26 protein-coding genes are annotated in these 24,937 nt (G+C 68.7%); 16 read left to right on the top strand and 10 right to left on the bottom strand.

All coding sequences use genetic code 11. The annotated features are described in order from the left end of the window. Nucleotides 1-12: 12 nt before the first annotated feature. Nucleotides 13-780, bottom strand: coding sequence for an SDR family oxidoreductase (locus tag A5712_RS23585; protein WP_068110596.1), 768 nt, complete (start codon nt 778-780; stop codon nt 13-15). Between the two features lie 57 nt (nt 781-837). Here A5712_RS23585 and A5712_RS23580 point away from each other — a divergent pair, with 57 nt between their 5' ends. Together A5712_RS23580 and A5712_RS23575 are read left to right on the top strand one after the other, a co-directional pair. Then, nucleotides 838-1,314 (top strand): nuclear transport factor 2 family protein, encoded by a 477-nt coding sequence (locus A5712_RS23580; protein ID WP_068110594.1) that lies wholly within the window; start codon nt 838-840, stop codon nt 1,312-1,314. Between the two features lie 88 nt (nt 1,315-1,402). Further along, on the top strand, nt 1,403-1,888 hold the full coding sequence (locus A5712_RS23575; RefSeq protein ID WP_068110591.1) for a nitroreductase family deazaflavin-dependent oxidoreductase: 486 nt from the start codon (nt 1,403-1,405) through the stop codon (nt 1,886-1,888). Here the strand turns inward: A5712_RS23575 and A5712_RS23570 are convergent. Next, nucleotides 1,885-2,637, bottom strand: a complete 753-nt coding sequence (locus A5712_RS23570; RefSeq protein WP_068110588.1) for a DJ-1/PfpI family protein — start codon at nt 2,635-2,637, stop codon at nt 1,885-1,887. The two genes, A5712_RS23575 and A5712_RS23570, sit on opposite strands and share 4 nt — an antisense overlap. 17 nt (nt 2,638-2,654) lie before the next feature. Then, a complete protein-coding gene (locus tag A5712_RS23565; RefSeq protein ID WP_068110586.1) occupies nt 2,655-3,605 on the bottom strand; it encodes a GlxA family transcriptional regulator in 951 nt (316 codons plus the stop codon). Nucleotides 3,606-3,715: 110 nt separating this feature from the next. Between A5712_RS23565 and tpx the strand changes: the two genes are divergently transcribed. Together tpx and A5712_RS23555 are read left to right on the top strand one after the other, a co-directional pair. Continuing rightward, nucleotides 3,716-4,210, top strand: a complete 495-nt coding sequence (gene tpx, locus A5712_RS23560; protein ID WP_068110580.1) for a thiol peroxidase — start codon at nt 3,716-3,718, stop codon at nt 4,208-4,210. 123 nt (nt 4,211-4,333) lie between these two features. Continuing rightward, nucleotides 4,334-4,639, top strand: coding sequence for a DUF4333 domain-containing protein (locus A5712_RS23555; protein ID WP_231982213.1), 306 nt, complete (start codon nt 4,334-4,336; stop codon nt 4,637-4,639). On the opposite strand, the gene A5712_RS23550 is transcribed toward A5712_RS23555, so the two are convergent. Both A5712_RS23550 and A5712_RS23545 read right to left on the bottom strand, forming a co-directional pair. Continuing rightward, nucleotides 4,620-5,588, bottom strand: coding sequence for a nitronate monooxygenase family protein (locus A5712_RS23550; protein ID WP_068110576.1), 969 nt, complete (start codon nt 5,586-5,588; stop codon nt 4,620-4,622). The genes A5712_RS23555 and A5712_RS23550 overlap by 20 nt on opposite strands. Then, entirely contained in the window at nt 5,588-5,965 is a 378-nt protein-coding gene (locus A5712_RS23545; RefSeq protein ID WP_068110573.1) for an NYN domain-containing protein, read from the bottom strand. Before A5712_RS23545 ends, A5712_RS23550 begins: the two co-directional genes overlap by 1 nt. A gap of 208 nt (nt 5,966-6,173) precedes the next feature. On the opposite strand from A5712_RS23545, the gene A5712_RS23540 reads away from it, so the two are divergent. The 5 genes from A5712_RS23540 (at nt 6,174) to A5712_RS23520 (ending at nt 15,079) form a co-directional block, all read left to right on the top strand. Beyond that, on the top strand, nt 6,174-7,358 hold the full coding sequence (locus tag A5712_RS23540; RefSeq protein ID WP_068110570.1) for an acyl-CoA dehydrogenase family protein: 1,185 nt from the start codon (nt 6,174-6,176) through the stop codon (nt 7,356-7,358). A 237-nt stretch (nt 7,359-7,595) separates the two neighbouring features. Further along, on the top strand, nt 7,596-9,065 hold the full coding sequence (locus A5712_RS23535) for a condensation domain-containing protein (RefSeq protein WP_068110567.1): 1,470 nt from the start codon (nt 7,596-7,598) through the stop codon (nt 9,063-9,065). A 19-nt stretch (nt 9,066-9,084) separates the two neighbouring features. Beyond that, nucleotides 9,085-10,443 (top strand): hypothetical protein, encoded by a 1,359-nt coding sequence (locus A5712_RS23530; protein ID WP_068110564.1) that lies wholly within the window; start codon nt 9,085-9,087, stop codon nt 10,441-10,443. A 22-nt stretch (nt 10,444-10,465) separates the two neighbouring features. Continuing rightward, nucleotides 10,466-11,824 (top strand): hypothetical protein, encoded by a 1,359-nt coding sequence (locus tag A5712_RS23525; protein ID WP_068110560.1) that lies wholly within the window; start codon nt 10,466-10,468, stop codon nt 11,822-11,824. A 150-nt stretch (nt 11,825-11,974) separates the two neighbouring features. Then, nucleotides 11,975-15,079, top strand: a complete 3,105-nt coding sequence (locus tag A5712_RS23520) for an RND family transporter (protein WP_082973621.1) — start codon at nt 11,975-11,977, stop codon at nt 15,077-15,079. Here the strand turns inward: A5712_RS23520 and A5712_RS23515 are convergent. Further along, nucleotides 14,980-15,483: a MarR family winged helix-turn-helix transcriptional regulator gene (locus A5712_RS23515; RefSeq protein WP_068110557.1), complete on the bottom strand. Its 504-nt coding sequence runs from the start codon at nt 15,481-15,483 to the stop codon at nt 14,980-14,982. The two genes, A5712_RS23520 and A5712_RS23515, sit on opposite strands and share 100 nt — an antisense overlap. A 201-nt stretch (nt 15,484-15,684) precedes the next feature. On the opposite strand from A5712_RS23515, the gene A5712_RS31020 reads away from it, so the two are divergent. After that, nucleotides 15,685-16,677 (top strand): hypothetical protein, encoded by a 993-nt coding sequence (locus tag A5712_RS31020; RefSeq protein WP_068110553.1) that lies wholly within the window; start codon nt 15,685-15,687, stop codon nt 16,675-16,677. Then, nucleotides 16,674-17,423 carry an MBL fold metallo-hydrolase gene (locus tag A5712_RS23505; protein ID WP_068110550.1) on the top strand — a complete coding sequence of 250 codons (750 nt, stop codon included), beginning with the start codon at nt 16,674-16,676 and terminating at the stop codon, nt 17,421-17,423. Before A5712_RS31020 ends, A5712_RS23505 begins: the two co-directional genes overlap by 4 nt. An 83-nt stretch (nt 17,424-17,506) precedes the next feature. On the opposite strand, the gene A5712_RS23500 is transcribed toward A5712_RS23505, so the two are convergent. Together A5712_RS23500 and A5712_RS23495 are read right to left on the bottom strand one after the other, a co-directional pair. Continuing rightward, nucleotides 17,507-18,190 (bottom strand): response regulator, encoded by a 684-nt coding sequence (locus A5712_RS23500; protein WP_068110547.1) that lies wholly within the window; start codon nt 18,188-18,190, stop codon nt 17,507-17,509. Then, nucleotides 18,172-19,857, bottom strand: a complete 1,686-nt coding sequence (locus A5712_RS23495; RefSeq protein WP_082973619.1) for an ATP-binding protein — start codon at nt 19,855-19,857, stop codon at nt 18,172-18,174. Before A5712_RS23495 ends, A5712_RS23500 begins: the two co-directional genes overlap by 19 nt. An 85-nt stretch (nt 19,858-19,942) precedes the next feature. On the opposite strand from A5712_RS23495, the gene A5712_RS23490 reads away from it, so the two are divergent. Further along, entirely contained in the window at nt 19,943-20,845 is a 903-nt protein-coding gene (locus tag A5712_RS23490; RefSeq protein WP_068110640.1) for an NAD(P)-dependent oxidoreductase, read from the top strand. A gap of 9 nt (nt 20,846-20,854) precedes the next feature. Here the strand turns inward: A5712_RS23490 and A5712_RS23485 are convergent, their stop codons facing one another. Beyond that, entirely contained in the window at nt 20,855-21,676 is an 822-nt protein-coding gene (locus A5712_RS23485) for an alpha/beta fold hydrolase (protein WP_068110544.1), read from the bottom strand. Between the two features lie 11 nt (nt 21,677-21,687). Beyond that, nucleotides 21,688-22,266, bottom strand: a complete 579-nt coding sequence (locus tag A5712_RS23480; protein WP_068110541.1) for a TetR family transcriptional regulator — start codon at nt 22,264-22,266, stop codon at nt 21,688-21,690. Nucleotides 22,267-22,348: 82 nt separating this feature from the next. On the opposite strand from A5712_RS23480, the gene A5712_RS23475 reads away from it, so the two are divergent. From A5712_RS23475 to A5712_RS23460, 4 genes are read left to right on the top strand one after another with little or no spacing between them, the layout of a single operon-like run. Continuing rightward, nucleotides 22,349-23,161 carry a class I SAM-dependent methyltransferase gene (locus A5712_RS23475; RefSeq protein ID WP_068110538.1) on the top strand — a complete coding sequence of 271 codons (813 nt, stop codon included), beginning with the start codon at nt 22,349-22,351 and terminating at the stop codon, nt 23,159-23,161. After that, nucleotides 23,154-24,008 (top strand): lysophospholipid acyltransferase family protein, encoded by an 855-nt coding sequence (locus A5712_RS23470; protein WP_068110534.1) that lies wholly within the window; start codon nt 23,154-23,156, stop codon nt 24,006-24,008. Before A5712_RS23475 ends, A5712_RS23470 begins: the two co-directional genes overlap by 8 nt. Nucleotides 24,009-24,037: 29 nt before the next feature. After that, nucleotides 24,038-24,484: a helix-turn-helix transcriptional regulator gene (locus A5712_RS23465; protein WP_068110531.1), complete on the top strand. Its 447-nt coding sequence runs from the start codon at nt 24,038-24,040 to the stop codon at nt 24,482-24,484. Nucleotides 24,485-24,488: 4 nt separating this feature from the next. After that, nucleotides 24,489-24,899, top strand: coding sequence for a VOC family protein (locus A5712_RS23460; protein ID WP_068110528.1), 411 nt, complete (start codon nt 24,489-24,491; stop codon nt 24,897-24,899). Nucleotides 24,900-24,937: the final 38 nt, after the last annotated feature.

Genomic DNA, 24,937 nt, shown 5'->3' with positions numbered 1-24,937 from the left:
GTCAGGGGTAGGTCAGGGGCAGGCGTAGCCGCCGTCGATCACGACGTCCGAACCGGTCATGTAGCTGGACGCCGCGCTGGCCAGGTACAGGTAGAGGCCGGTGAGTTCGTCGGGCCGGCCCAGGCGGCCCATCGGGATCTTCGGTTCCCACTGAGCGTGGTAGTGCGCGAGCGGTTCGACAAGCTCGGTGAGGATGTAGCCCGGGCTGACGCTGTTGACCCGGATGTTGTGCGGCGCGAACTCGACGGCCATGGCCTTGGTCAGGTGAATGACCGCGGCCTTGGAGGCGCAGTAGTGGCCGACGTGCTGCGGGATGTTGATGATGTGGCCCGACATCGACGCGGTGGTGATGATGGACCCGCCCCGCCCTTGCCGCACCATCGCCCGGGCTGACGCCTGGGCGGTGAGGAAGACGCCGGTCACGTTGGTGTCCTGGATGCGCCGAAATTCTTCCAGCGGCATCTGAAGCATCGGGATGTCGGTGACGATTCCGGCGTTGCAGACCGCAATGTCGAGGCCACCCAACTCCGCGGTCGCCCGGTCCAGCATGGCGTCGACCTGCTCGGGTTGCGTCACGTCGCAACCGATCGGCACGACGCGGCCGCCCACCGCGGTGAGCTCTGCCGCGACCTCGTCCAAGACGTCGGAATGCCTTGCCGCGATGGCCACTTCGGCGCCGGCCTGAACGTAGGCCAACGCCACCTCCTTGCCGATGCCGCTGGACCCCCCGGTCACCAGAGCCCTCTTGCCGCGCAAGTCAAACAGGTCCAGCACACTCATCGCACATCCCCATTCAAAGCGTCGCCTTCAACAAGAACCCGTTCTAGTGTGTCCGACATGGGCAAATTCACCAGGGCAGAAATCGAGCGAGCCGTCGAAAACTACACGAAAGTCGCCGAGGGGTGCAGCGCCTCGGGCGACTGGCGACCTTTCGCCGATCTCTTCACCGAGGACGTCGTGTACACCGAGCATCACTACGGCGTCTTTCACGGCCGGGAGGCGGTGCGCGACTGGATCGTCGCGGTGATGGCCCCCTTCCCGCACATGCGCTTTCCCAGCGACTGGGTCGCCTACGACGACGAGAACGACGCCGTGGTGCTCATGATCAGGAACCTGCTCGACCACCCGACCGACCCGAACGGCGAGCCGTTCTGGTTCCCCAACTGGACGCGGCTCGTCTACGCCGGCGACGGCCTGTTCTCCAGCGAAGAAGACATCTACAACCCGAACCGGGACGCCCCCGGCGTGGTGGGGGCGTGGCTGCAGGCCGGCGGTCAGCTGGCCTCCACGGAGTTCCTGCAGCCCAACGCCTAGCGCCGAGCGGCGCTCACCACTACCCATAACAATTGCAGTGTGCAATAATTGCAGTTGTCTACTGTAGTGCGCGCGGAGGCGGCCAATCATGAAGATCGTCAGGAACATTCAGCCACCGGCGGGACTCACCCGGTTCCTTTTCCGCGTCCCGATCCACCTTTACCGGCTCGGGCTCGGATGGGTGTTCGACGGCCGCCTGCTGCTGCTCAACCACACCGGCCGAGTCTCCGGCAAGCCCCGCCAGACCGTCCTCGAGGTCGCCGAGCGCGACGGCGACACCTATGTCGTCGCCTCGGGGTGGGGCCCCGGCGCCGCGTGGTACCGCAACATCCTGCGCAACCCCGACGTCAGCATCCAGGTGGGGACGCGAACGATACCCGTCACCGCCACACCGCTCGACAAGGATGAAGGGGCGCAAGTCTTCCTCCGGTATGCGTCGCGGCACCGCGCGGCGGCCAAGTTCGTGCTGCCGCGTGTGCTGGGATTCTCCGTCGACGGGTCGGACGCCGACTTCCGCGCCGTCGGCGAAAACCTGCCCTTCGTTCGGTTCGTCCCGCGGGCAGGCGCGTCCTAGGCGGACGGGACCGAAGCGGCGGGCGAGACCCGCTTCCGCCGCCGCGATCGCACCGCGGACAGCGCCTGCTCCCACGCCAGCATCGTGGTGGCCTTCAGGTTGGCCGGCTTGGCGCTGTCCTTCGACAGCAGCGCCGTGGCGGCGGCCTTGGTGGTCGCCGACGCCTTCGACATGTGACCGGAGTCGAACGGGGGCTGCGGGTCGTATTCGATCGCGAGCTGGATGGCCTTCGCACGGCCTTCGCCGGCGATCTGGCCGGCCAGCCAGAAGGCGAGGTCAAGTCCGGCGGACACGCCGGCGCTGGTGACGACGTCGCCCTCGTGCACCACCCGCTCGTCGGCCACGGGGACGGCGCCGAATCCCTTCAGCAACGGAATGGCCAGCCAGTGCGACGTCGCGCGCCGGCCCTCGAGCAGGCCCGCGGCGGCAAGGATCACCGAACCCGAACACACCGACGTCGTCCAGCTCGCGGTCCGGTGCGCCCGGCGCAGCCACTCCAGCAGCGCCTCGTCGCGCGCGTGCACCGGGGTCGACGGGCCGCCCGGCACCAAAATCACGTCGGGGGAAGGGGTTTCGGCCAGCGAGTGGGTGGCGCCGATGACCAGCACACCGGAGTCGGAGGTGATCGGCCCGGATTCGTGCCACACGAACCGCACCTCAGCGTCGGGCAGGTTGCGCAGTACCTCGTAGGGGCCGATCATGTCGAGCGCGGTGAATCCGGGGTAGGCGACGAATGCGATCTGGGTCATCGGTATTTCCTTTCGATTTAGGCGAAAGCCTTGCGGTACTGGTCCGGTGAGATGCCGACGCGCCGAATGAAGTTGCGCCGCATGGTTTCCGCGGTGCCGAAGCCGCACCGGGTGGCGATGGCGACGACGGTGTCGTCGGTCTCCTCCAACTGGCGGCGCGCGGCCTCGGTGCGAATGCGCTCGACGTACTGGCCGGGCGCCTCGCCAACCTCCTCGGTGAACACCCGGGTGAAGTGGCGCGGGCTCATCGCCGCGCGACGGGCCAGCTCGCCGATGCTGTGCTGACCGCCCGGTTCGGCCTCGATGGCCTCCTGCACCTGACGCACCGAGGTGCGCTTGGCCCGCGGCATCCATACCGGCGCCGCGAATTGCGTCTGCCCGCCGGGGCGGCGCAGGTACAGGACGAGCCAGCGGGCGACCGTCTGGGCTACCTCGGTCCCGTGGTCGTCCTCGACCAGGGAGAGCGCGAGGTCGATGCCGGCAGTGACGCCCGCCGCCGTCCACACCGTGTCCGAGCTGCGGACGAAGATCGGGTCGGGATCGACGTCGACGGCGGGGAACTCGCGGGCCAACCGGCCGGCGAACGCCCAGTGCGTGGTGGCGCGCCGGCCGTCCAGCAGCCCCGCTTCGGCGGCGAGGAACGCGCCGGTGCAGACGGTGACGACGCGGCGGGCGCTTCCGGTGACTCGTTTGATCCAGCCCACCAGCTCGGGCTCGGATCGGGCCGCGTCGACCCCGCCGCCGCCGGGCAGCACCACCGTGTCGATCGGTTCGCTCGGGTCGGGCAGCCGCGTTGTGAGGAAGGCCAGGCCGGTGGCGGTGGTGACCGGCTGGCCGTCCAAAGACGCCATGGCGACGTCGTACCCGCCGTCGGTCAGCAGCGACGCCCCCGTGAACACGTCGTGGGGTCCCACGACGTCGAGCGCCTGAACGCCCGGAAAGCCGACGATCACCACCCTGCGAGCCATGGCTTCAGTCTCGGCCAAACCGGGACATGGCGTCTATGCCATGCACCCCACGGATTAGGACATCCGGACCTGACCCGAGGCGGTCGCACCGGCCTTGGCAGACTGTGCGCATGGCACAGATAACCTTGCGTGGAAACCCGATCAACACCGTCGGCGAGCTGCCGGCCGTCGGATCGTCGGCCCCGGCCTTCAATTTGACCGGCACGGACTTGGGCGCGATCAGCAACGACCAGTACAGCGGTAAGCCCGTGGTGCTGAACATCTTTCCGTCCATCGACACCCCGGTGTGCGCGACCAGCGTGAGGACCTTCAACGAGCGCGCCGCCGCGACCGGCGCATCGGTGCTGTGCGTGTCGAACGATCTGCCGTTCGCGCAGGCGCGGTTCTGCGGCGCGGAGGGCATCGAGAACGTCAAGACGGGCTCGGCGTTCCGGGACAACTTCGGCAAGGACTACGGCGTCAGCATCGTCGACGGCCCGATGGCCGGGCTGCTCGCGCGCGCGGTGGTCGTGATCGGCGCCGACGGCAACGTGGCATACACCGAGCTGGTTCCGGAGATCGCGCAGGAGCCCGACTACGACGCGGCGCTGGCCGCGGTCGGCTGACGCCGGCTGTTTGCAGCGCAACACGGCGCACGGCTCTGAGCTGCCGTAGCGCCGGAATCACCGTCATTGCGTGTTAGCCTGACGATCCGATCACGATCGTCAACGGCGAATGGCGGCTGAGCAATGACCAAACTTGTCGAGCGGGCCGCGGCGGGGATGCTCGCGACGGCGGTCCTGCTGACCGCGTGTCACGCGAAGTCGACGGTCAAGCCCGACGGCGCGGCGCAATCCGTCGTCGACGTCGTCTCCAGCCAGACCGGCTTTCACCCGAATGACGTGCACTGCCCGTCGGGCGTGGAGGCCAAGGTGGGCCAGGAGTTCGACTGTCACTTCACCGGCCCGGAGGGCAAGCAATACACCGCGCACATGCGCATCACCAAGGTCGACGGCGAGCGGGTCGAGTTCGACGTCAGAAGCCGTCCGTCGTAACTCGTCCCAGCCGATCGGCGGTGGCGGCCAGGACGTGGCGGCACCCGGTCCACATCCGCTCGATGATGTCGGCGGCCGGCGCGATGTCCTCGATCCGGCCGGCCACCTGACCGGTGTTGGCGACGCTGGCGTCCATGTCGCCGTCGAAGTAGAGCCGCTGCACGCGTTGCAGCGCCGCCCCGCCCGCACCCAAAGACGTTGACGAGTCGAGCTTTTCGGCGGCCGCAGTGCGGATCACCCGCATCATCCGTTTGCCGTCAAGGGGCAGCAGCACGGTCGCGGTGTCGTCGGCGCGCACGACCGCCTGCTTAAGGTTGACGTGCACGGGCGACTCCGCCGAGGCCATCAGCCGGGTGCCCATCTGCACGCCGTCGGCGCCGAGAACCATTGCGGCGGCCATGGATCGGGCGTCGCAGATCCCGCCCGCGGCCACGATGGGCACGTCGACGTGGGCCGCGACCAAAGGCAGCAGCACCATCGTGGAGGCGCCGAATCGGTTCTTGAACCCGCCGCCCTCGACGCCCTCGACCACCAGCCCGTCCACGCCGGCGTCGACGGCCTTGCGGGCGGCGGCCAGCGTGCCCACCACGTGGAACACGGTGATGCCCGCGTCGTGGAGCCGATCCGTGAACAGCGCCGGGTCGCCCGCCGAGGTGGTGACGAACCGGATGTCGTTGGCGACCAGGAGATCCACCACGGCCGGATCGCGGTTGAACAGCAGCGCGATGTTGGCGCCCACCGAACGGTCGGTGAGCTCGCGGACGCGTCGGACGTCGACGCGGCCCGCCTCGGAGGTGGTCTCGATGATGCCCAGCGCGCCGGCGTTGGAGACCGCGGCGGCCAGCTGGGCACCGGCGATGTAGGTCATCGGCGCCTGGATGATCGGAACGTCGATCCGCGCGAGCTCGCAGACCCGGTTCGGTGCGGGGACACCGCCCTGGGCCGCCATCAGCCGCGCGGGTCGATCAGGTCGCGGAAACTCGCCGCGGGTTGGACCGACGCACCGAGGGCGCCGACTCGATCGGCGAGACCCTTGTCCGACGTCACCACCCGAATCTCGTGCGGCCGGGCGGCGGCCTGCACCAGCCGGACGATCTGGTCGTCGGCGGAGTTCGCGGCCGCCTTCGGGGCATGCGCCACCTCGATCACCGACGAGGTGATCGCTCTCACCGGCGGTCGCTCGAACACCACGGTCACGTCCTCTCCTTGGGCCGATGCCCATCGGTCGAGCCGTTCCACCAGCGTGGCCATGGCCGCGCCGCGGTCCTTCCACCACCCGTCGGGGCGGCTCCCGATCACGTTCATGCCGTCGACGATCCATCGCACAGGGCCACGGTAGGGCACCGCGTTGAGCGTGAGTCCTGGGCGTCGAGTGTGCGCTCAGGGCGGCGACACGCCGGGCGAGCCGCCCTGGATACACGCGAAAAGCCGTCAGCGCACACTAATTCCTGACTGCCCGCCCGGAAAGGCGCAGCAATGGTATTAACTACGGTCACCGGTATCAGTTTTCACCAACCGATGATGGGAAACGACAATGACGTCGATAGCCGACACGGACGATCGGGTGGTCTCGCTGGCCCGTGGCATGCGCGACCTCGTGCAGGCCGAAGCCGCCGAGTCCGAGCGGGCGCGCACGCTCACTCCGGCGATCGTCGACGAGATGTGGGCGAGCGGGCTGATGTCCTCGTTCAACCCCGTCGAGGCCGGCGGGGTCGAACCATCGTTTGCCGCGATGATCGAAACCTGGATCGAAATGGGTTGGCAGGACGGGTCGTTCGGATGGATCGGCATCGCCAACCTGCCGTCGTCGTTCGCCGCCGCGGCGTACCTGCCCGACGAGGGCTTCGCCGAGGTGTTCACGGCCAACGACAACCACGTCACCCTGGGCGGCCAGTTCTTCCCCAACGGGCAGGGGACCGTCGTCGACGGCGGCTACACCGTGAGCGGCTCGTGGAACTTCGGCTCGGGCATCGGACACTCGCAGTACATCGCGGCCGGGTTTTTTCCGATGGACAACGGCGAAATGCGTTGGATCGGTGAGGGCTTCCCGGAGATGCGCGTCGCGGTCATCCCGCGCGACCAGATCAGCTTCAACGACGGCTGGTACGTGCAGGGACTCAAGGGAACCGGGTCCTATGACTACAGCGCCCAGGACGTGTTCGTGCCCGACAGCCGCACGTTCGAGCTGTTCGTCCGCCAGCCGTACCGCGGAACCTCGCCGGCCACCCGCATGGGCCTGATGCCGGTCACCGCCGCGGGTCACGCTTCGTGGGCGCTCGGGGTCGCCAAGAGCATGCTCGACGACGTCCAGGAACTCGCCGCAACGAAGTTCCGGATGAGCGACATGGCGTCGCTGGCCAGTCGCCCGACGTTCCAGAAGGGCCTGGCGCACCACCGCGCGGCCTGGCGCGCCGCCCGCCTGCTGGTGCTCGACGCGTTCACCACCGCCGAATCTGCCGTCGCCGCCGGCGACGACCTGACCCCGGCCCTGCGGGCCGACATGCGGGTGGCCGCCGTCTATGCGACCGACACGGCCCGAGGCTGTGCCGAGTGGGCGCACCTGGTGGCGGGCACCAGCTCGATCCGGGAGGGCAGCCGCCTGGAGCGCGCCTTCCGCGACATCTACACCGGAACCCAACACGCCTTCATCAGCGAGAAGGTGGCCATCGACGTGGCGCAGATCTGGCTGGGCATCATCGACGACCAGCCGGGGCTGTAGCGGGCGTTCACCCGTTTCTAAGCCGGGCAGTGCCCGGCTGAGCACAATGCGCAAAAGCACGTAATCGTCGCTTATTTCGACTATCGCCCACAACAGCGACAACGGCACCGTCCCTTTCGTAAATTCGGTTTCAGCAAACAACCGAATAAGCCGCGCAGGCGCAGCGAAGAAGCCCAATTCCCGCTAGCGAGAAGGGAATTCGCAAGGCGCGCGCGGCATCACAAAGGGACGGGGAAAATGGTCACACTGGGCAACATCAACGGATGGCAGCCGGGCGACGGCACGGTTATCACCTGGGCGGCCTCGGCCGCGGCGCGGGCGGCGGCCCGGACTGCGCGGCGCAGCGGGCTGGCACCGACTTACCAGAGGAGCCGCCACCTTCGAGCGGCATTCGAGGCGAAAAAGACCGGCACTGCGCTGCCCCGCCTGATGGTGGTGGCGTGGGACGTGCCGGGCGTCTGCGACATCGCGGCGATGACGGCGACCATCAATGCGCACGTCCGTCGTCACGACGCCTACCACGACTGGTTCGAATTCGACGGCGGCGTCATCGTTCGTCGGATGATCGAGGACCCCGACGTCATCGGCCTGGTGCCGACCGACTTCGGACACATGGACAGCGAACAGATACGCGCGCACGCCCTGACGACCACGCCCGAAACGCTTGAGTGGGATTGCTTCACGTTCGGCATCGTCCAGCACGCCGAACATTTCACGTTCTACGCCAGCGTCGACCATCTGCACATGGACGGCATGTCCGCCGGCCTGATCTTCTTCGACATCAACGTGATGTACGAGCAGCTTTCCCAGGGCGGCACCGACGCCTCCGAAGGCCCCGTCCTTCCGGGGATCGCAAGCTACCGCAGCTACGCCGCGCGGCAGCGCGAGCAAGTGGCGAGCCTGACCGAGTCCTCCCCGGGGATCCGGGACTGGATCGAGTTCGCGCGCGACACCCGCGGCGACTGGCCGAGCTTTCCGCTCCCGGTCGGCGACACGGAGGCCGGCACCAAGGCCGGCACCAAGGGCACGTTCCTGACGGTCGACTTGCTGGACGCCGCCGGAACCGAGGCCTTCGAGATCGCCTGCCACGCGGCCGACGCCCGGTTCAGCGGGGGAGTGCTGGCGTGCGCGGCCCTGGCCGAGCACGAGTTCACCGGCACCGAGACCTACCACGGTTTCACGGCCTACGACACGCGGACGCCGGGCGTCGACTCGATGACCGTGGGTTGGTTCGCCAACCTCGTTCCGGTCACCGTGCCGATCGGCGCCGCCACGTTTGCCGAGGCGACCCGGGCGGCGCAGAAGTCTTATGACGACGCCAAGCACCTCGCTGATGTGCCGGTGGAGCGGGCGCTCGCGCTCGGCGCCCGGCAGGGCGTCACGCCACCCACGGCCCGGGCAATGATGGTGTCTTTCATGGACTTTCGCAAGATACCCGCCGCCACGCTGTTCGAGCAGGCCAACTTCGGTACCTACGCCGACAACCTGTCGCACGGCGGAATCAACTTGTGGATCAACCGTCAGAACGACAAGACCACGGCGACGATTTCCTTCCCCGACAACGCCACGGCCCGCAAGTCGGTCCATCGCTACCTCGCGGCATTGACCCAGGCGTTCGCGTATGCCGTCAACACCACCTCGGACTGGGTGGACGCCGTTGCAGAGCACGCGAATTCGCAACAGGGCATCCCGGTCATCAGCATCTAACAAGAAAGGACCAAGCGAAATGAACAACCTACTCGATCTGTTCGACCAGACCGTCTTCCGCTTCGAGGAGGCGACCAACGTCACCAGCGTGGGGCAGTGCGTCTGGGTGTACAACCGCGCCATCGATCTCGACGGCCTGCGCCGGTTCCACCGCCACCTGCAGCGGGGACGGTTTTCGCGCCGGATCGAACGCTCGCCCCTGCCGTTCGGCCGCCACCGCTGGGTGTCGCCCAGCCACGAGTCCGAGCTCGAGATCGTCGCGACGCCCCGGCCCCGCGAGGAATTCGACGCCTGGCTGCGCGAGCAGGCGGCCACGCGGCTGGACGCCGAGCGCGGGCCCGGCTGGCACCTGGCGGTGCTCCCATTCACCGACGGCGGCGCCGGCGTGAGCCTCGTCGGCCTGCACAGCCTTGCCGACGGCATGGCGGGCTGCCTGGCGGTGGTGGAAGCGGCCTGCGGCTACGACAGCGCCATCGACTGGCCCGCCGAGGGGTCGCGCCGGCGGTGGCAGGCCCTGCGCGAGGACGCCCGCCAAGCGGCGCGCGACCTGCCCAGTGTCGGGCGCGCCACGGTCGCGGCGGCCGCCGCGGCCCGACTGGCGCGGCGCAACCGCGCTGGCGCCGCACCGGCGGGCCCCCCGCCCGTGCCCGTGGCCGTGGACGGTCCCATCACCATCCCGACGGCGACGATCTTCATCGACGCCGACGAGTGGGACGCCCGCGCCGAAGCGCTCGGTGGGACCAGCAACGCGCTGCTCGCAGGCGTCGCCGCGCGGCTCGCCGAGCGGGTGGGACGGGTCGGTGCGGACGGTTCGGTCACCCTGTCGATACCCGTCAGCGAGCGCACCGCGAACGACACCCGCGCCAACGCCGTCGCCAACGTCGACGTCATCGTCGACCCGGCGCCGGCGGCGACGGACCTGGGCCAGATCCGCTCGGCCATCAAGCAGGCGTTGATCCAGCGTCACGAGACGCGCGACGAGCGGGAGGCGCTGTTGCCCCTCGTCCCGCTGCTGCCGAAGCGGCTCGCCAGGCGATGCGTCGGCGTCGCCACCGGCAACGCGACCGGTGTGGTCTCGTCCAACATCGGTGCCGCCCCGGCGGCGGTGAACCGGCCGGACGGCACCGACGCCGACTTCGTCTGGGTGACGTCCCTTTACCCGGGCATGACCAAGGCGACACTGCATCGCGTCGGCGGGGTGCTGGCCCTGCTCTCGGCGCGGGTGAACGGACAGGTGTTCATCTCGGTTCAGGCGTATCAGCCGGGGCGCTCCAACTCGAAGGAGATTCTGCACCAAGCCCTTGCGAGCGCCTTGGGCGAATTCTCGCTCGACCTCATCGATGACTGGTCGCGTCCCCTTGCGGCCCAAGCGATCTGATCAGAGGAAGGATTTGAAGACAATGAACAACACACTCGACCTGTTCGACCAGACCTGCTCCAGCCTGGACCGGGCGACCGGTGTCCTCGGCCTGCTGCAGTGCGTCTGGGTGTACGACCGGGAGGTCGACATCGAAGGCCTGCGGCGGTTTCACCGAAACCTGCTGCGGGGCCGGCTATCGCGGCGCATCGAACGATCGGCCCTGCCGTTCGGCCGCGACCGCTGGGTCTCGAGCAGCGGCCGGTCCCGGCTGGAGATCGTCGCGACGCCGAGGCCGCGCGAGGAGTTCGACGCCTGGCTGCGCGGGCAGGCGGCGACGCCGCTGGACATCGAGCGCGGACCCGAATGGCACCTGGCAATGCTGCCGTTCGCCGACGGCGGCGCGGGCGTTAGCCTGGTCGTCCCGCACGCCCTCACCGACGGCATCGGCCTGTGCGATGCGCTGGCGGACGCGGCGTCCGGCCGACCCGATCCGGTCAGCTGGCCCGCCGCGGCATCCCGCCCGCGGTGGCAGGCGCTGCGCGAGGACGTTCGCCAGACCGCGCGCGACCTCCCGGGCATCGGCCGTGCCCTGGCCAACGTGGCGCGACAGGCGCGGGCGGGCGCCGCTCAGTCCGGCCCGGCCACCCCGCCGCCGGCGCGGCTACCCGCCGGACCGGACCAATCCATCACGCTCCCAACGGAAACGGTGTTCATCGACGCCGGCGAGTGGGACGCCCGCGCGGCGGCACTCGGCGGGACCAGCAACACCCTGCTCGCCGGGCTGGCCGCTCGGCTCGCCCACCGCGCGGGACGCGTCACCCCGGACGGCCGGGTCACCTTGGCGATACCCGTCAACGAGCGCACCCCCGGTGACACCCGCGCCAACGCCGTCGCCAACGCCGACCTCACCGTCGACCCCGCGCCCGCGGCGAGGAACCTGCGCGACATCCGGGCCGCGACCAAGTGCGCGCTGACGCGGCTGCGGGACACCCCCGACCGGCGGCGCGAATTGCTACCCCTCGTTCCGCTGATGCCGCAACGGCTGATCAGGCGCCTCGTCGGAGTGGCGGCCGGGAGCCCAACCGCCGTCGTCGCGTCCAACATCGGTGACCTCAACCCGGGCGCATGCCGCCCGGACGGCACCGACGCCGACCACTTCGCCATCAAGGCTCCCCATCCCGACGCGAGCACGGCCATCATGGACCGGTTCGACGGCATGCTGTCCCTGGCCTCGGGGCGGTGGAACGGACAGGTCTCCATCTCGGTCGTCGCCTATCAGCAGGGCCGCCCAAACTCGAATGACGTGTTGCGGAGGGACCTTTCGGACGCGCTGCGTGACTTTTCGCTCGACGCCACGATCGGCTTTGCATGCCCCGAGCTGGCGGGCGCGGCGGGGTAGCCGCCACGCGCGAGCACAACGCGCAAAACCGTGGAATCGCGGCTAATTCCGACTATCGCCGACAAGCGAGACGCGGCCGCCGGGGGCGCCATAAGTTTCGTGTAACCGAGGCGAAAGTCGTTCGCGGCCAGACTATGAGGGGTTTTCACCATGACCAACGAGTCCACTAAGTCCAGGGCAAGTATCGGCGCATTTGGGGCGCTGGGCCGCGTCGTCGTGCGCGCGCCCTGGCTCATGATCGCCGCCTGGGCCGCCGTGGTGGCGGTGCTGGCCGTGGCTTTCCCCCCGCTGACGAAGGTGGTCGAAGGTCAGACGGTGCAACCGCTGCCGCCCAAGGCGATGGCCGCGGCCGAGCAGATGGCCAAGGACTTCGGGGAATCCGCCCAGAACGTGCTGATCGTCGTGCTGACCGACAAGCGCGGTCTGCAGCCGGCCGACGAGGACGCGTACCGCCGGCTGGCCGCCACATTGCGCGACGACACCCGTGATGTGACCGGCGTGCAGGACGTCGCGACCACGCCCGCCCTGCGCCCGCTGATGGTCAGCGCGGACAACAAGGCGTTCTACCTGGCGGTGATGCTGCGCGCCCCCGCCGGGTCTCCCGAGTCTTCGCGGGCATACCAACGGATCACGGACACCGTCAAGCACTCCACCGCGGGCACGACGCTGACCGCGGACGTGACCGGGCAGGCCGCCATGGTTGGTGACATGTCGCTGGTGACCGCCCGCGACTTGCACATCAGCGAGATCGTCACCGCGTTGTTCGTGCTGATCATCCTGCTCGTGATCTACCGGCGGCCCGTGACCGTCTTGCTGCCGTTGATCACCATCGGGGTTTCGGTGGCGTCGGCCCAGGGCGTGGTGTCCGCGCTGACTCAGGTCGGGCTCGGCATCTCCGCGCTGACGATCGGGCTGATGACGGCCATGATCTTCGGCGCCGGCACCGACTACGCCGTGTTCCTGATCAGCCGCTACCACGAGTACATCCGGTCCGGCGTCGAGTCCGACCTGGCCGTGCAAAAGGCGCTCAGTTCCATCGGGGAGGTGATCGCCGGGTCCGCGGCCACCGTGGCCGTCACCTTCCTCGGCATGGTCTTCACCCGCCTGCCCGCGTTCACGAGTATCGGCCCGGCGCTTGCCATTTCGATCGCGATCGCGTTCCTCGCCGCCGTCACGCTACTGCCGGCCATCCTGGTGCTGGCCGGCCGGCGCGGTTGGGTGGCGCCGCGCCCGCCGCTGACCGGACGCCTGTGGCAGCGTTCCGCCGTCCACCTGGTCCGCCGCCCCAAAACGCATCTGCTGGTGAGCCTTTCGGTGTTGATCGCGCTGGCCGGGTGCGCGGCCTTCCTTCGGCCCACCTTCAACGACCGCCTGCAGTTGCCGCGGTCGGCGCCGAGCAACGTCGGCTTCACCGCGATGGAGAACCACTTTTCGACGAGCGCCCTGCTGCCGCAATACATCTACATCCGCTCGCCGCAGGATCTGCGGACGTCGCGCGCCCTGGCCGACCTGGATCAGATGGCGCAACGCGTGTCACAGTTGCCCAACATCGCCGCGGTGCGGGGCATCACGCGGCCCGACGGCCAGCCGCTCGATCAGGCCAAGCTCAGCTCCCAGGCCGGGGCGGTCGGTGCCAAGCTCGAAGACGCCTCGACGCAGATCAGCGACCGAACCGGCGACCTCGACGCGCTGACCCGCGGCGCCGACCAACTGGCGGCAAGCCTCGCTCAGATCCGCGACCAGCTCCGCGGCGCCAGCGGGCCCATGACCCAGCTCACCGCGACGCTGAGCCAGGCCCAGCAACAGCTCGGCGCGGCGGCCAACCTCCTGGACAACGTGCGCGGGCTGGCGAACGGGTCCGTGTCGACGCTGGCCGGCGCCGTCGCCGCCGCAGGGTTCGCGGAACCGCCCGCGGCACAAGGCGTGCAGTCGGCCGTCCAGGGCCTGACCACCTTGTTGGCGACGGCATCCAACAGCCTGCGGGCGGGCGGCGGCAACACCGCCGGCATGGCGCAGAAGATCACCGGCCTGCAGGCCGCCGCCGACCAGCTGGCCGACGGCAGCCGACGGCTCGCCGACGGTGTGCGGACACTCGTCGACCAAACCAAGCGGATGGGCACCGGAATGAACCAGGCGGCCGACCTGCTGCTGTCGATGAAGCGTGACGCCACCGGGCAATCCATGGCGGGCATGTACATCCCGCCGCAAGTGCTGAGCTCGAGCGACTTCAAGAATGCCGCCAAGCTGTTCATCTCGCCCGACGGGCATTCCGCGCGCTACCTGGTCGAAACGAAGTTCGACCCGTTCAGCACTGCTGCCATGGACCAGGTCGCGTCGATCCTCGACACGGCGCGCGGCGCGCAGCCCAACACCTCGCTCTCGGACGCCTCGATATCGATGGTCGGCACGACGGCGATGTACAGCGCGATTCGCGGTTACTACGACCATGATGTTCGATTGATCGTGGCGATGACGCTGCTGATCGTCTTCGTGATCCTCATCCTGCTGCTGCGCGCGATCGTGGCGCCGCTGTATCTCATTGCCTCCGTCGTGATTTCGTTTCTGTCGGCGATGGGCGTGGGGGTGGTCTTCTTCCAGTTCGTGCTCCATCAGCAGATCTACTGGAACGTGCAGGCCACGGCGTTCATCGTGTTGGTCGCCGTCGGGGCGGACTACAACCTGCTGCTGATCACGCGGATTCGTGAGGAGTCGCGCACGGGCGTGCGCTCGGGCATCATCCGCGCGGTCCGTTCGACGGGTGGCGTCATCACCTCGGCCGGCATCATCTTCGCCGCGTCGATGTCCGGCTTGCTGTTCGGCAGCCTGTCGACCATGGTGCAGACCGGATTCATCATCGGCATGGGCATTTTGATCGACACCTTCGTGGTTCGCACCGTGACCGTGCCGGCCCTGGCGGCATTGGTCGGCAAGGCGAATTGGTGGCCGTCCAGGACGAAAGCGAGCGTCGCCAGGGTTTCGACTGCGGGCAACTGCATTCACGGCGACACCTCGCACGCCCTGGCCACGAGCAACATTCGCCGTTCCGCGGCGCATCGGCGGCACGAGCTGTCTTTGCAGGGCGAAGGGATACGCCGCGTGCCCGTCGCGGGGACCCGGCCGCGGCGGGGGACCGGCGCTGCGCCGTTCGCGCCGGGCTATCCACCCTCGTCGCGGAATCGCAAAGCCAACGCGTCGCCCGCGCCGGTATCGGTGAGCAGTTTGCGCAGCAGGGCGGTCAGGTCGCCGATCTCCTGAGGCGTCAGATGCGCGGCGATGTGGTCACGCAGGCCGCCGTGCTTGACCACCTCGTCGACGGTCTCATCGCCCAACGCGGTCAACGTCAGTGTCACCGTGCGTCTGTCTTCTTCACCGCGCTCGCGGGAGATGTAGCCTCGCTGCACGAGGGTGTCGACCAGGCGGCTGGGGCTTCCCGTTTCACAGACCAACCGCTTCCCGAGCTCGGCCAGTGTGAGCGGGCCATGCTGCTTCACCACCTCGAGCACCTCGGCTTGGGCCGGGGTCAGCCCGGTCTCCCGCAAGCTGGTGGCCATCATCCGACCGCCCTCTCGCTGGGCGCCGAGGATGAGGTAGCGGATGCGGTCGAGGTCCGCGGCCGGCCTCGACGGTACCCGGTGTGCGTGCCGCACCGATTGCTTCATGACGTCGATATCCCCTCTTGACACCTGCTCCCGCCACAGCGTATCAATGACGCATCATTAGTGATATGTCATTAATTGATATGACATGAATTAAGGGGTTCTGATGCTCGTAGAGTTCGCCAGCCACGACCATGCCCACTTCGGTGACAGCGACGGCACGCCGCGGCAGCACATCGGCTACCTCGCGAACGGCGCGGCGGCATGAGCGCGGACACCGTTTTCCTGCTGGGGGCGACGGGTGTTTCGGGGCGCAACATCGCGCGCCGCCTGCATGACCACGGCCTGGCGCTGACGCTGGCGGCCCGCGACGGCGACAGTCTGGACGGGATGGCCGGTTCGCTGCCCGGTTCGCGGGTGCTGGCCGGCGATCTCCTCGATCCGGGGCCACTTCCGGACTCTGTCTCGCTCGTCGTCAACACGGTCGGACCGTTCAGCACGCATGCGCAACCAATACGCCAGGCCTGCCTCGAGCAATCGGTTCCCTACCTGGAAATCGCGAATGAGCACGACGCCGTCCAACAGCTCCTGTCTCTCGATTCGCAAGCGCGGCAACGGCACATCCCGATGCTGACCGCCGTCGGCATGGGCCCGACGGTGGCGGAAGCTCTGCTTGCCGAGGTCATCACCGGCGCGAGCCAACCACCCGCCGACGTTCGGCTGATCACCGCTCCGGCGGGCGAGGTGCTCAGCCCGGGATTGCAGGCCACGTTCGCCGACGCCATGGCCCGCGGTGCGATCTGGCTGGAGGACGGCGAGTTGCGCACCGCGCCGTTCGGTTCCGGCATGGCCGAGGTTCACCTGGGCGGCCGGAACCGGCCGGTCTTGCCCGCGCCAACCGCCGATGTCGTCGTCGCGCAGCGAATGAGCAACGCGCGCAACGTGACAGGGTTCTTCGCGGCCCCGGGCGGGCTCGCGGATGCCGGCGGCGACTCCTACGTGTACGTCGAAGCGTGGTGGCCGGACGGGCGACGGCGCGGCCGACAGGCCCGGATGGGCAACGGCAACGAGGTTTCGGCTGCCATCGTCACCGAGACCGCGATCCGCATCCTGGCCAGTGACCGAGCCGCGATCGCAGGCGCATGGACACCGGTCGGCCTCTTCGGGCCGACGGTCGTGTTCGACGCGACGTCCATGGAGGTCACCGATGTAGCGCCCGAACACGTCTGGGTGAAGACCGCCGAGGCCGTCGAGTGACCGCCGGCGCCGTCGCCGTTCATCGGCTCGGCGACAAGCACGTCAACTTCTGGGCCGTCGCGGAGGGCGGCTGGGTGACACTCGTTGACGCCGGGGTTCCCAGGCATTGGCAGCACCTCATCGCCACCCTCAACAGGGCCGGCTACGGCATCGAGCAGATCAGCGCAATCGTGTTGACCCACGCGCATTTTGACCACCTCGGATTGGCGGCGCGCATACAGCGCGTCAACGGCGCACGCATCTGGGTCCACGACGCCGACGCGTCGCTTGCCGCCCGACCCCGGGAGGTCCGGACGTACACGCCATCGGAGCGCCCGGTATTGCCGTACCTGCTGCGCCATCCCTCGGCGATCCGGGCGCCACTGCACTTCGCGAGGATGGGTGCGCTGAAAACCCAGGGCGTCGCCGAAGTCAGCACCATCACCTCGGATGGTGAACTCGACGTCCCCGGCCGGCTGCACGCCTTCCATACCCCGGGACACACCCCCGGCAGCAGCATCTACCTGCTCCCGGGCGGGACGGGAGCCTTCACCGGAGACGCGCTGGTGACCCATGACGCCGTCGGGCACCATCGCGGTCCTTGCGCAATCTGCCGGGGCATCACCCACGATGGAGAGCAGGCGCTGGCGTCGCTGCGCAAAATGATCCGGCTTGACGCTGCCGTCGTTTATCCGGGCCACGGCGGGCCCACCGCCACAACCCTTTCCGAGGCAGCGTCGGCCGCCGTCGACTACGGGGTTCGCTGAGCTCTTCGCTCATCGCCGAGACTGCGTACAGATCGCGTTCGGTCGGAAAAATCGCGCGCTGAGCGCAGTCTCGGCGCGACTCGTCAGCGCAGTGGACGGGTGGGCCGCTTGTCCTTTGCCGCGAATTCCTGCTCGGGCCGTCCCGTCGTGCCGTACCGCAACCCGACGGAGACGTCGCCGGTGGTGGCCAGGCTCGCGAGATACCGTTGGGCGGTCGCCCGCGATATCCCGATCGCGGCTGACACCTCGGCGGCCGACATGGGTTTCTCCGAGGCGCGCAAGGCTTGCAGCACAAGCTGTTTGGTGGAGGACGCCGCGAGGGTGGGCGGTGCCGCGGGAGCCACCCGGGGACGCAGCGCGTCCAGTGCCGCGTCCACGTCGCTGGAGCTGAGGTTGGGGCTCGCCAGGATCTTGCGGTAGCGCGCGTAGCCGGCCAACCGGGCGGCCAGCTCGGTCGTCGCGAACGGCTTGACGAGGAAGCTCAGCGCGCCCGCCGACATCGCGGCGCGGATGGTTGCCGCCTCGGTCGCCGCCGTCAACACCATGCTGTCCCCGTGCAATTCGCGGACGAAGTCGATTCCGGAACCGTCGGGCAGGTACACGTCGACCAGCGCGAGGTCGACGGCCGGGGCCTCCCGCGCCGCCGCCAGCGTGTTCACGGTGGCGGTCACCGTGAAGCCCGGCAGCGTGTTGACCACCTCGGCGTGCAGGTTGGCGACGCGGAAGTCGTCGTCGACCACGAGCACCGTCAGGTCTGCGTCGCCCATTGCGCCTCCTCAACCATCACGCCCGGCAGCCGGGCGATGAATTCCGCACCGCGCAGCGCCAGCTCCGGATTGCCGGGGCTGGCCAGCCACAGGTCACCACCGAGGGCGCGGCTGATCTGCCGCGACAATGCCAGCCCGATGCCGCGGCCGCCCGGTATGCCGGAGTCCGGCTTCGTCGAGGTGCCCTCGGTGAAAAGGTGCTCGACGAATTCGGGCGCGACGCCGTCGCCGCTGTCGGCCACCGTGATATGCAGCGTCGTACCCTCTTGCAGCAGTTCGACTTCCACCTGCTTGGTGGGATTGTCGCTAGTGCGGGCCGCGTCGATGGCGTTGTCGAGCAGGTTCCCGACGACGGTGGTGACGTCGACCGGCAGCACCAGCCGACCGGACACCCAGGTGTTTTCACCGATCGTCAGCGTCACGCCGGCCTCGCGGGCGGCGGCGCCCTTGGCCGCCAGGAACGCTTGCAGGTAGGCGTCGCGGATGGCGTCGATGCCGGGCAGCGCGGATCCGAGCGGACCCGACCCGAGGAGCTCCTCGAGATATTGCAGCCCCTCCTCGACGTGGCCGCCGTGCAACAGCCCGGTCAGCAGGTGCAGGCGGTTGGCGAACTCGTGGCGCTGGGCGCGCAGCACCGTGCTCATCACCTGCACGGCGTCGAGCTGGCGGGTCAGCGACTCGACGTCGGTTCGGTCCCGCACCACCAAAACCGTTCCCAGCGGGCGTCCTTCGCGCGACACCGGCCGCGCCGAAACCACGACGATGCGCTCGCCGACCGTCGCCAGCGTGGGGGTCGCATCGGCGGCGCTGAACACGTCGAGCACGCGTGGGGTCAACCCGATCTCGTCGACGGGGCGGCCCGTTTCATTGCCGATCTCGAGCAGCCGGCACGCCTCGTCGTTGACGAAGGTCGTCTTGCCGGACGGGTCGGTGGCGAGCACACCCTCGCCGATGCCCTGCAACACCGCCGCCTGGCTGCGCACCAGCTCGGTGATCTCGGCCGGCCGCAAACCCAGTGTCAGCCCTCGCCACCGCCGGGCCAGTAGCACCGAGCCGGCGACCGAGATCAGCAGCAGGACGCCCGCCATCGCGCCCAGCACGACCAGGTTCTTCGAAAACTGCTCATCGAAAGCCTTGGTGGAGAGGCCGACGATGACCACCCCCAGCACCCGATTGGAACCTGGCTCGAACACCGGGACTTTCGCCACGATCGCGCGCCCGAGAACCGTGTTGTCATGCGATGTCATCTCATGTCCGGCCAGCGACGGGGCGATGTCGGCCTGGACAGGCAGTCCCAACCTGTCGCGTTGGGGATCCGCGACCCGGATGCCGCTTGCGTTGGCGATGACGACGAACGCCACATGGGTGCGCTGTTGAACCCGGGTTGCAACGCCCTGGATCGGACCGCTGGCAAGTTCGCCGACCAGTTCCGGGCTCGGGGTCAGCGGCCCGTTGTCGTAGCGCGCGATGTTGTTGACCACCGTGGGGGATGAGGCCACCACGCGGGCGATATCGGTGGAGTGGACGTGGTATTGACTGTCCAGGCGCGCGCGGTTGAAAACGGCGAACAACACGAAGGCGATGATCAGTGTCAGCGTCACGACGACGAGCTGCAACACCAACACCTGCGTGGCGAGTCGCAAGTCGATGCGACCCCTGGCGGCCATGGAAGGGACCCTACCGCGCGGGTGAGCACAATGCGCGAAAGTCGGTCATCGTCTGCACGCCGTGGCGCTCACCTACTATCAGCGCATGCGCGGATCCAAGATCCTGATCACCGGCCCGACCGGTCAACTGGCCACTCCTATCGCCCTGGCGCTCGCGCCGGACAACGAGGTGTGGGGCGTCGCCCGCTTCACCAATCCCGCGGCGCGGGAAGGCCTCGAGAAGGCCGGTGTCCGGTGCGAGACGGTGGACCTGGCGGCCGGGGACTTCACCGGTCTCCCAACCGATTTCGACTACGTCCTCAACCTGGCGGTGGCCAAGAGCGGGGACTGGGACACCGACCTCGGTGCCAACGCCGAGTCGGTCGGCCTGCTGATGGCGCACTGCCGGGGGGCGAAGGCCTTCCTGCACTGCTCCTCGGCCGCCGTGTACGACCCGCCCGGCGACGAACCCCGCACCGAGCGGTCCGCCTTGGGCGACAACCACAAGTTCCTGTTCCCCACGTACTCGATTTCCAAGGTCGCGGGGGAGGTCGTCGCCCGGTCGATGGCGCGCATCCTCGACGTGCCCACCGTCATCGCGCGCCTCAACGTCCCGTACGGGAACAACGGCGGGTGGCCGTACTACCACATGGAGATGATGCTGGCCGGCATCCCGATCCCGGTCCCGCCCGGCGGACCGGCGCAATACAACCCGATCCACGAGGACGACATCATCGCGACGCTGCCGAAGCTGCTCGACGCGGCATCGGTCCCGGCGACCACCGTCAACTGGTGCGGCGACCAAACCGTCAGCCTGCAGGAGTGGTGTGGCTACCTCGGCTCGCTCGTCGGCAAGGAGCCCGTCTTCACCGAGGACGCGCACGCGCTGCGCGGCAACCCCACCGACCTGACCCGCATGCACGAGCTCATCGGCGGCACCACGGTCGACTGGCAGGACGGGATGCGCCGCCTGGCCGCGAAGTTCCACCCCGAGCTGGTGAGCGTCTAGAACTCGCGATCACAGGTGGGCCAAGAGCCGTTCGGCGAAGGTCCCGGGATACTCGCGGTGCATGAAATGCCCGCCGGGGACCTCCTCCACGACGTACTCGTTTTCGAACATGCGCGCGGCGCCGCGGTAGTCGGACGGCTCGGCGACCGGGTCGTCCAGCCCCGCAAAGACAACCGTCGGGACCTTGATCTTCGCCTTCAGTGATGCGCTGGGGATGGGGGAGAGCTTGCGGTAGTAGCCGAACGCCGCATTCAGGCTCGCCGGGTTCGCGAAGCTGGCGCGCACGGCGTCGAACTCGTGCGGATCCGCGTTCCACGTCGGTGACCAGCGCCGGCAAATGGCGGGCAGCGCCGCAAAGTCGTTGCGCGCGAAGCGCTTCGGTGCGCCGGGCAACTTGTACGCCGCGAAGTGACGGACGCCCCAGAGTTTCTTGAGCGTCGGCTTGAGCGCCGCCGGGTGCGGAATGCCAACGACGAACAGCTTTTTGACCCAATCCGGTCCGAGCGCGGCGGCGCCGTAGGCGGCCGAGGCTCCCCAGTCGTGCCCGACGACGACGGCCTCGCGGGCGCCGAGCGCTTCGATCAGCGCGAGTGGATCGCGCGCCAACGTTTCTTGGTCGGCGTCGCGGGCAGGGATCGCGCTGGGATGGTATCCGCGCATATATGGGCTCACCGCGCGATAGCCCTGCGCGGCCAGCCGCGGGCGCAGATCGTCCCAGGTGTGCGGGGTGTCCGGGAACCCGTGCAGCAACAAGACGAGCGGCCCCGAGCCGTCCTCCAGGTAGGCGAATCTCAGCCCGTTGGCTTCGACGAAACGGATCTCATCGGCCATGGCCTGGGACACTACGCGCCGGTCGATTTCGGCGTGACGATACGGGCCGCCGCCTCGACAGCGGCGGCGCGCCGGCTGGCGATAACCGCCTTGTCGGTCGTGACCGCCGCAGGGTCGGGCCAGTGCGCCCACGCCAGGGCGATCGCAAACAGGAGAACCAGCAGCTGCTGCGGGTCCCACGCCGGGTCGACATGGCCATCGGCCTGCGCCTGCTCCAGCGCGGCGATGGCCCGCTCGGGCGGGTGCTCCTCGTCGAATTCCGGGATGTCCAGCGGGAAGCCTTCCAGCCGGGCCCACGTGATCATGCGATCGTGCTCGGGCCGGCTCTGCGCCAGGTCGAAGATGCCGCCGACGAACTCGGGCACCGCGTCGGGGCGCAACTCCACCGCCCGGAAAAACTCCGCGCCGTCGGTGGCGACCACGTCGCGAAACAGGGTCTCCTTGTCGCCGAAATGCGCGTACAGCCGTTCCTTGCTCGCGCTGGCGGCGCGCGCAATGCGGTCGATGCGCGCGCCCGCCAAGCCGTACTGAGCGAACTCCGCGCGGGCGGCCGCGAGTATTTCACCGCGGAGCTCTGTCTTCGATCTCACAGGAACATCATAAGCAGACGAACTGGTTCGTTTGTTATGGTGGGCTCGAGAACGGGCTGACGACATGGATAGGAGAGCCCTGATGGTTACGACAGACACGCTGGACCAGGCGATCGCGACGATGCCGAGGGGCGGCCCCAACGCGTCGTGGCTGGATCGCCGATTTCAAACCGACGCGTTCGAGTACTTGGACCGCGACGACGTGGCCGACGAGGTCAAGCAGAAGGTCATCAGCATGCTCGACCGGGTCGGCACGCTGACCAAGCAGCACGAGAAGTACGCGCGCACGGCACTCAGCGTCGTCGCCGACATCCCCAACCCACGCATCCTGGAAATCGGCGCCGGCCACGGAAAGCTCTCGGCCCAGATTCTCAAGCTCCACCCGACCGCCACGGTCACCGTCAGCGACGTGAACCCGAATTCGGTGGCCAACATCGCCGCGGGGGAGCTGGGCAGCCACCCACGGGCGCGCACCCAGGTGGTTGACGCGACGGCGATCGACGCCGCCGACGGCAGCTACGACCTCGTCGTGTTCGCGCTGGCGTTCCACCACCTCCCGCCGGCGGTGGCGACCCGCGCCATCGCCGAGGCCACCCGCGTGGCCAAGCGGTTCCTCGTCATCGACCTCAAACGGCAGAGCCCGCTGGCCACGATGCTGTTTCCCGTTTTCGCGCTGCCCCTGAATCTGGTGCTGACGCCGTGGTCGTGGATTCAGCCCGGGCTGCACGACGGGTTCATCAGCGCGCTGCGCGCCTACAGCGCGTCGGCGATGGAGGCCCTGGGCCGCGCCGCCGACCCGCGGATGAACATCGAGATGCTGCCCAGCCCGAGGCGATTCGGTCCGCCGTCACTCACCGTCGTGTTCTCCCGCCCGCGAGCGGACGACCGTGGCTGACAACACCGAGCTTTCCGCGATCACGAACCCAACCGCGCGGGTGCAGACATTGCGTCGAGCCCTCGACGAGGTGAGCGACCGGCTGCGCCCCGTGATCGACCTTTCCCGGCCCTACGTCGACGGCGTCGAACGTCTGCCCGCGGACGGCCGATTCCTGTTGGTGGGCAACCACACTCAGTTCGGCTCCGAGGTCTTCCTGATCTCCGATACCGTGCGACGCACCATCGGGACCCGGGTGCGACCACTGGCCGAACGGGGTTTCGGGCGCATGCGGGGGCTGCCCGGTGACCTGATCGCGGCGTACGGCGCCGTGGTCGGCGCACCCGAGACCGCGCGCGAACTGATGCGAAACGACGAGACCATCCTCGTGTTCCCCGGCGGCGGCCGCGAGATCGCCAAGTTCAAGGGCGAGGAGTACCGGCTGCGCTGGCAGGGACGCGCGGGGTTCGCGCGGCTGTCGATCGAGAACGGCTACCCGATCGTGCCGGCCGGTCTCGTCGGCGGCGACGACGTGTATCGCAGCCTGACCACGCGCGACAGCGCCTACGGGCGGTTCAGTGCGGCGTTGGGCCGCAGGCTGAACGGGCGCGGGGACATGGCGATGCCATTGATGCGGGGGATCGGGCCAACCCTGATTCCCCGGCCCCAGCGCATGTATCTCCGGTTCGGTTCGCCGATCGACACGAGCAGGCCGCTGGGCGTCACGGACCAGGAGTGGGTGGACATCGTCAAGGACCAGACGCAACGGGCGCTGGAGGACATCCTGAGTGACCTGCGGCGGCTGCGCGACGGCGATCCGTATCGGGGGCTCAACCCGCTGGCGTGGCACCGGGCGACGACGCCGTAAGTGCCTGGCCGCGTGGCAGTATCGGCTGGGTGACCGGTAGTTCCGCCGAGCAGCGGCTGCGCGACCTTGCGCTGCTGCGTCGCGTCCGCGACCGCATCGACCGGGACTACGCGCAGCCACTGGACGTCGAGGCGCTCGCGCGCGGGGTGCACATGTCCGCCGGGCACCTCAGTCGCGAATTTCGGCGCGCTTACGGCGAATCGCCGTACTCGTACCTGATGACGAGGCGCATCGAGCGTGCGATGGCCCTGCTGCGCCGCGGCGACCTCAGCGTCACCGAGGTCTGCTTCGCGGTCGGCTGCTCGTCGCTGGGCACCTTCAGCACCCGCTTCACCGAGCTGGTCGGCATGCCGCCCAGCGTGTTTCGCAACCAAGCGGCCGACGCGACGGCGGGGATAGCGCCGTGCGTCGCGAAGCAAGTCAGCAGACCGATCAGGAATCGAGAAGCGCCCCTGACGCGGCCGAACCTAACCTGACGCCATGGACATCACGATTCACTCGAGCATGCTTCCGCACGACGACCCGGAGGCCTCGCTGGCCTTCTACCGGGACACCCTCGGCTTCGAGGTTCGCCTCGACGTCGGGCAGGGCAAGATGCGCTGGATCACGGTCGGGCCGCCGAACCAGCCCGACACGTCCATCGTGCTGAGCCCGCCGGCCGCCAACCCGGGCATCACCGACGACGAGCGACGCACCATCGCCGAGATGATGGCCAAGGGCACTTACGCCATGCTCATGCTGGCCACCAAGGACCTCGACGGCGCGTTCGAGCGGCTGCAGGCCGCCGACGCCGAAATCGTCCAGGAGCCAACCGAACAGCCGTACGGGCTGCGCGATTGCGCGGTGCGCGATCCCGCCGGGAACCTGATCCGCATCCAGCAGATCCGCTAAGAGCCCACAACGGGAAAAGTCCCGAACCCACTTGGGGT

This window comes from Mycobacterium sp. E2327, assembly GCF_001672675.1.
In the GTDB taxonomy this organism is placed as follows: domain Bacteria; phylum Actinomycetota; class Actinomycetes; order Mycobacteriales; family Mycobacteriaceae; genus Mycobacterium.
Note: the sequence above shows the minus strand (reverse complement) of the source record. Positions and strands in the feature narration are given on the sequence as shown.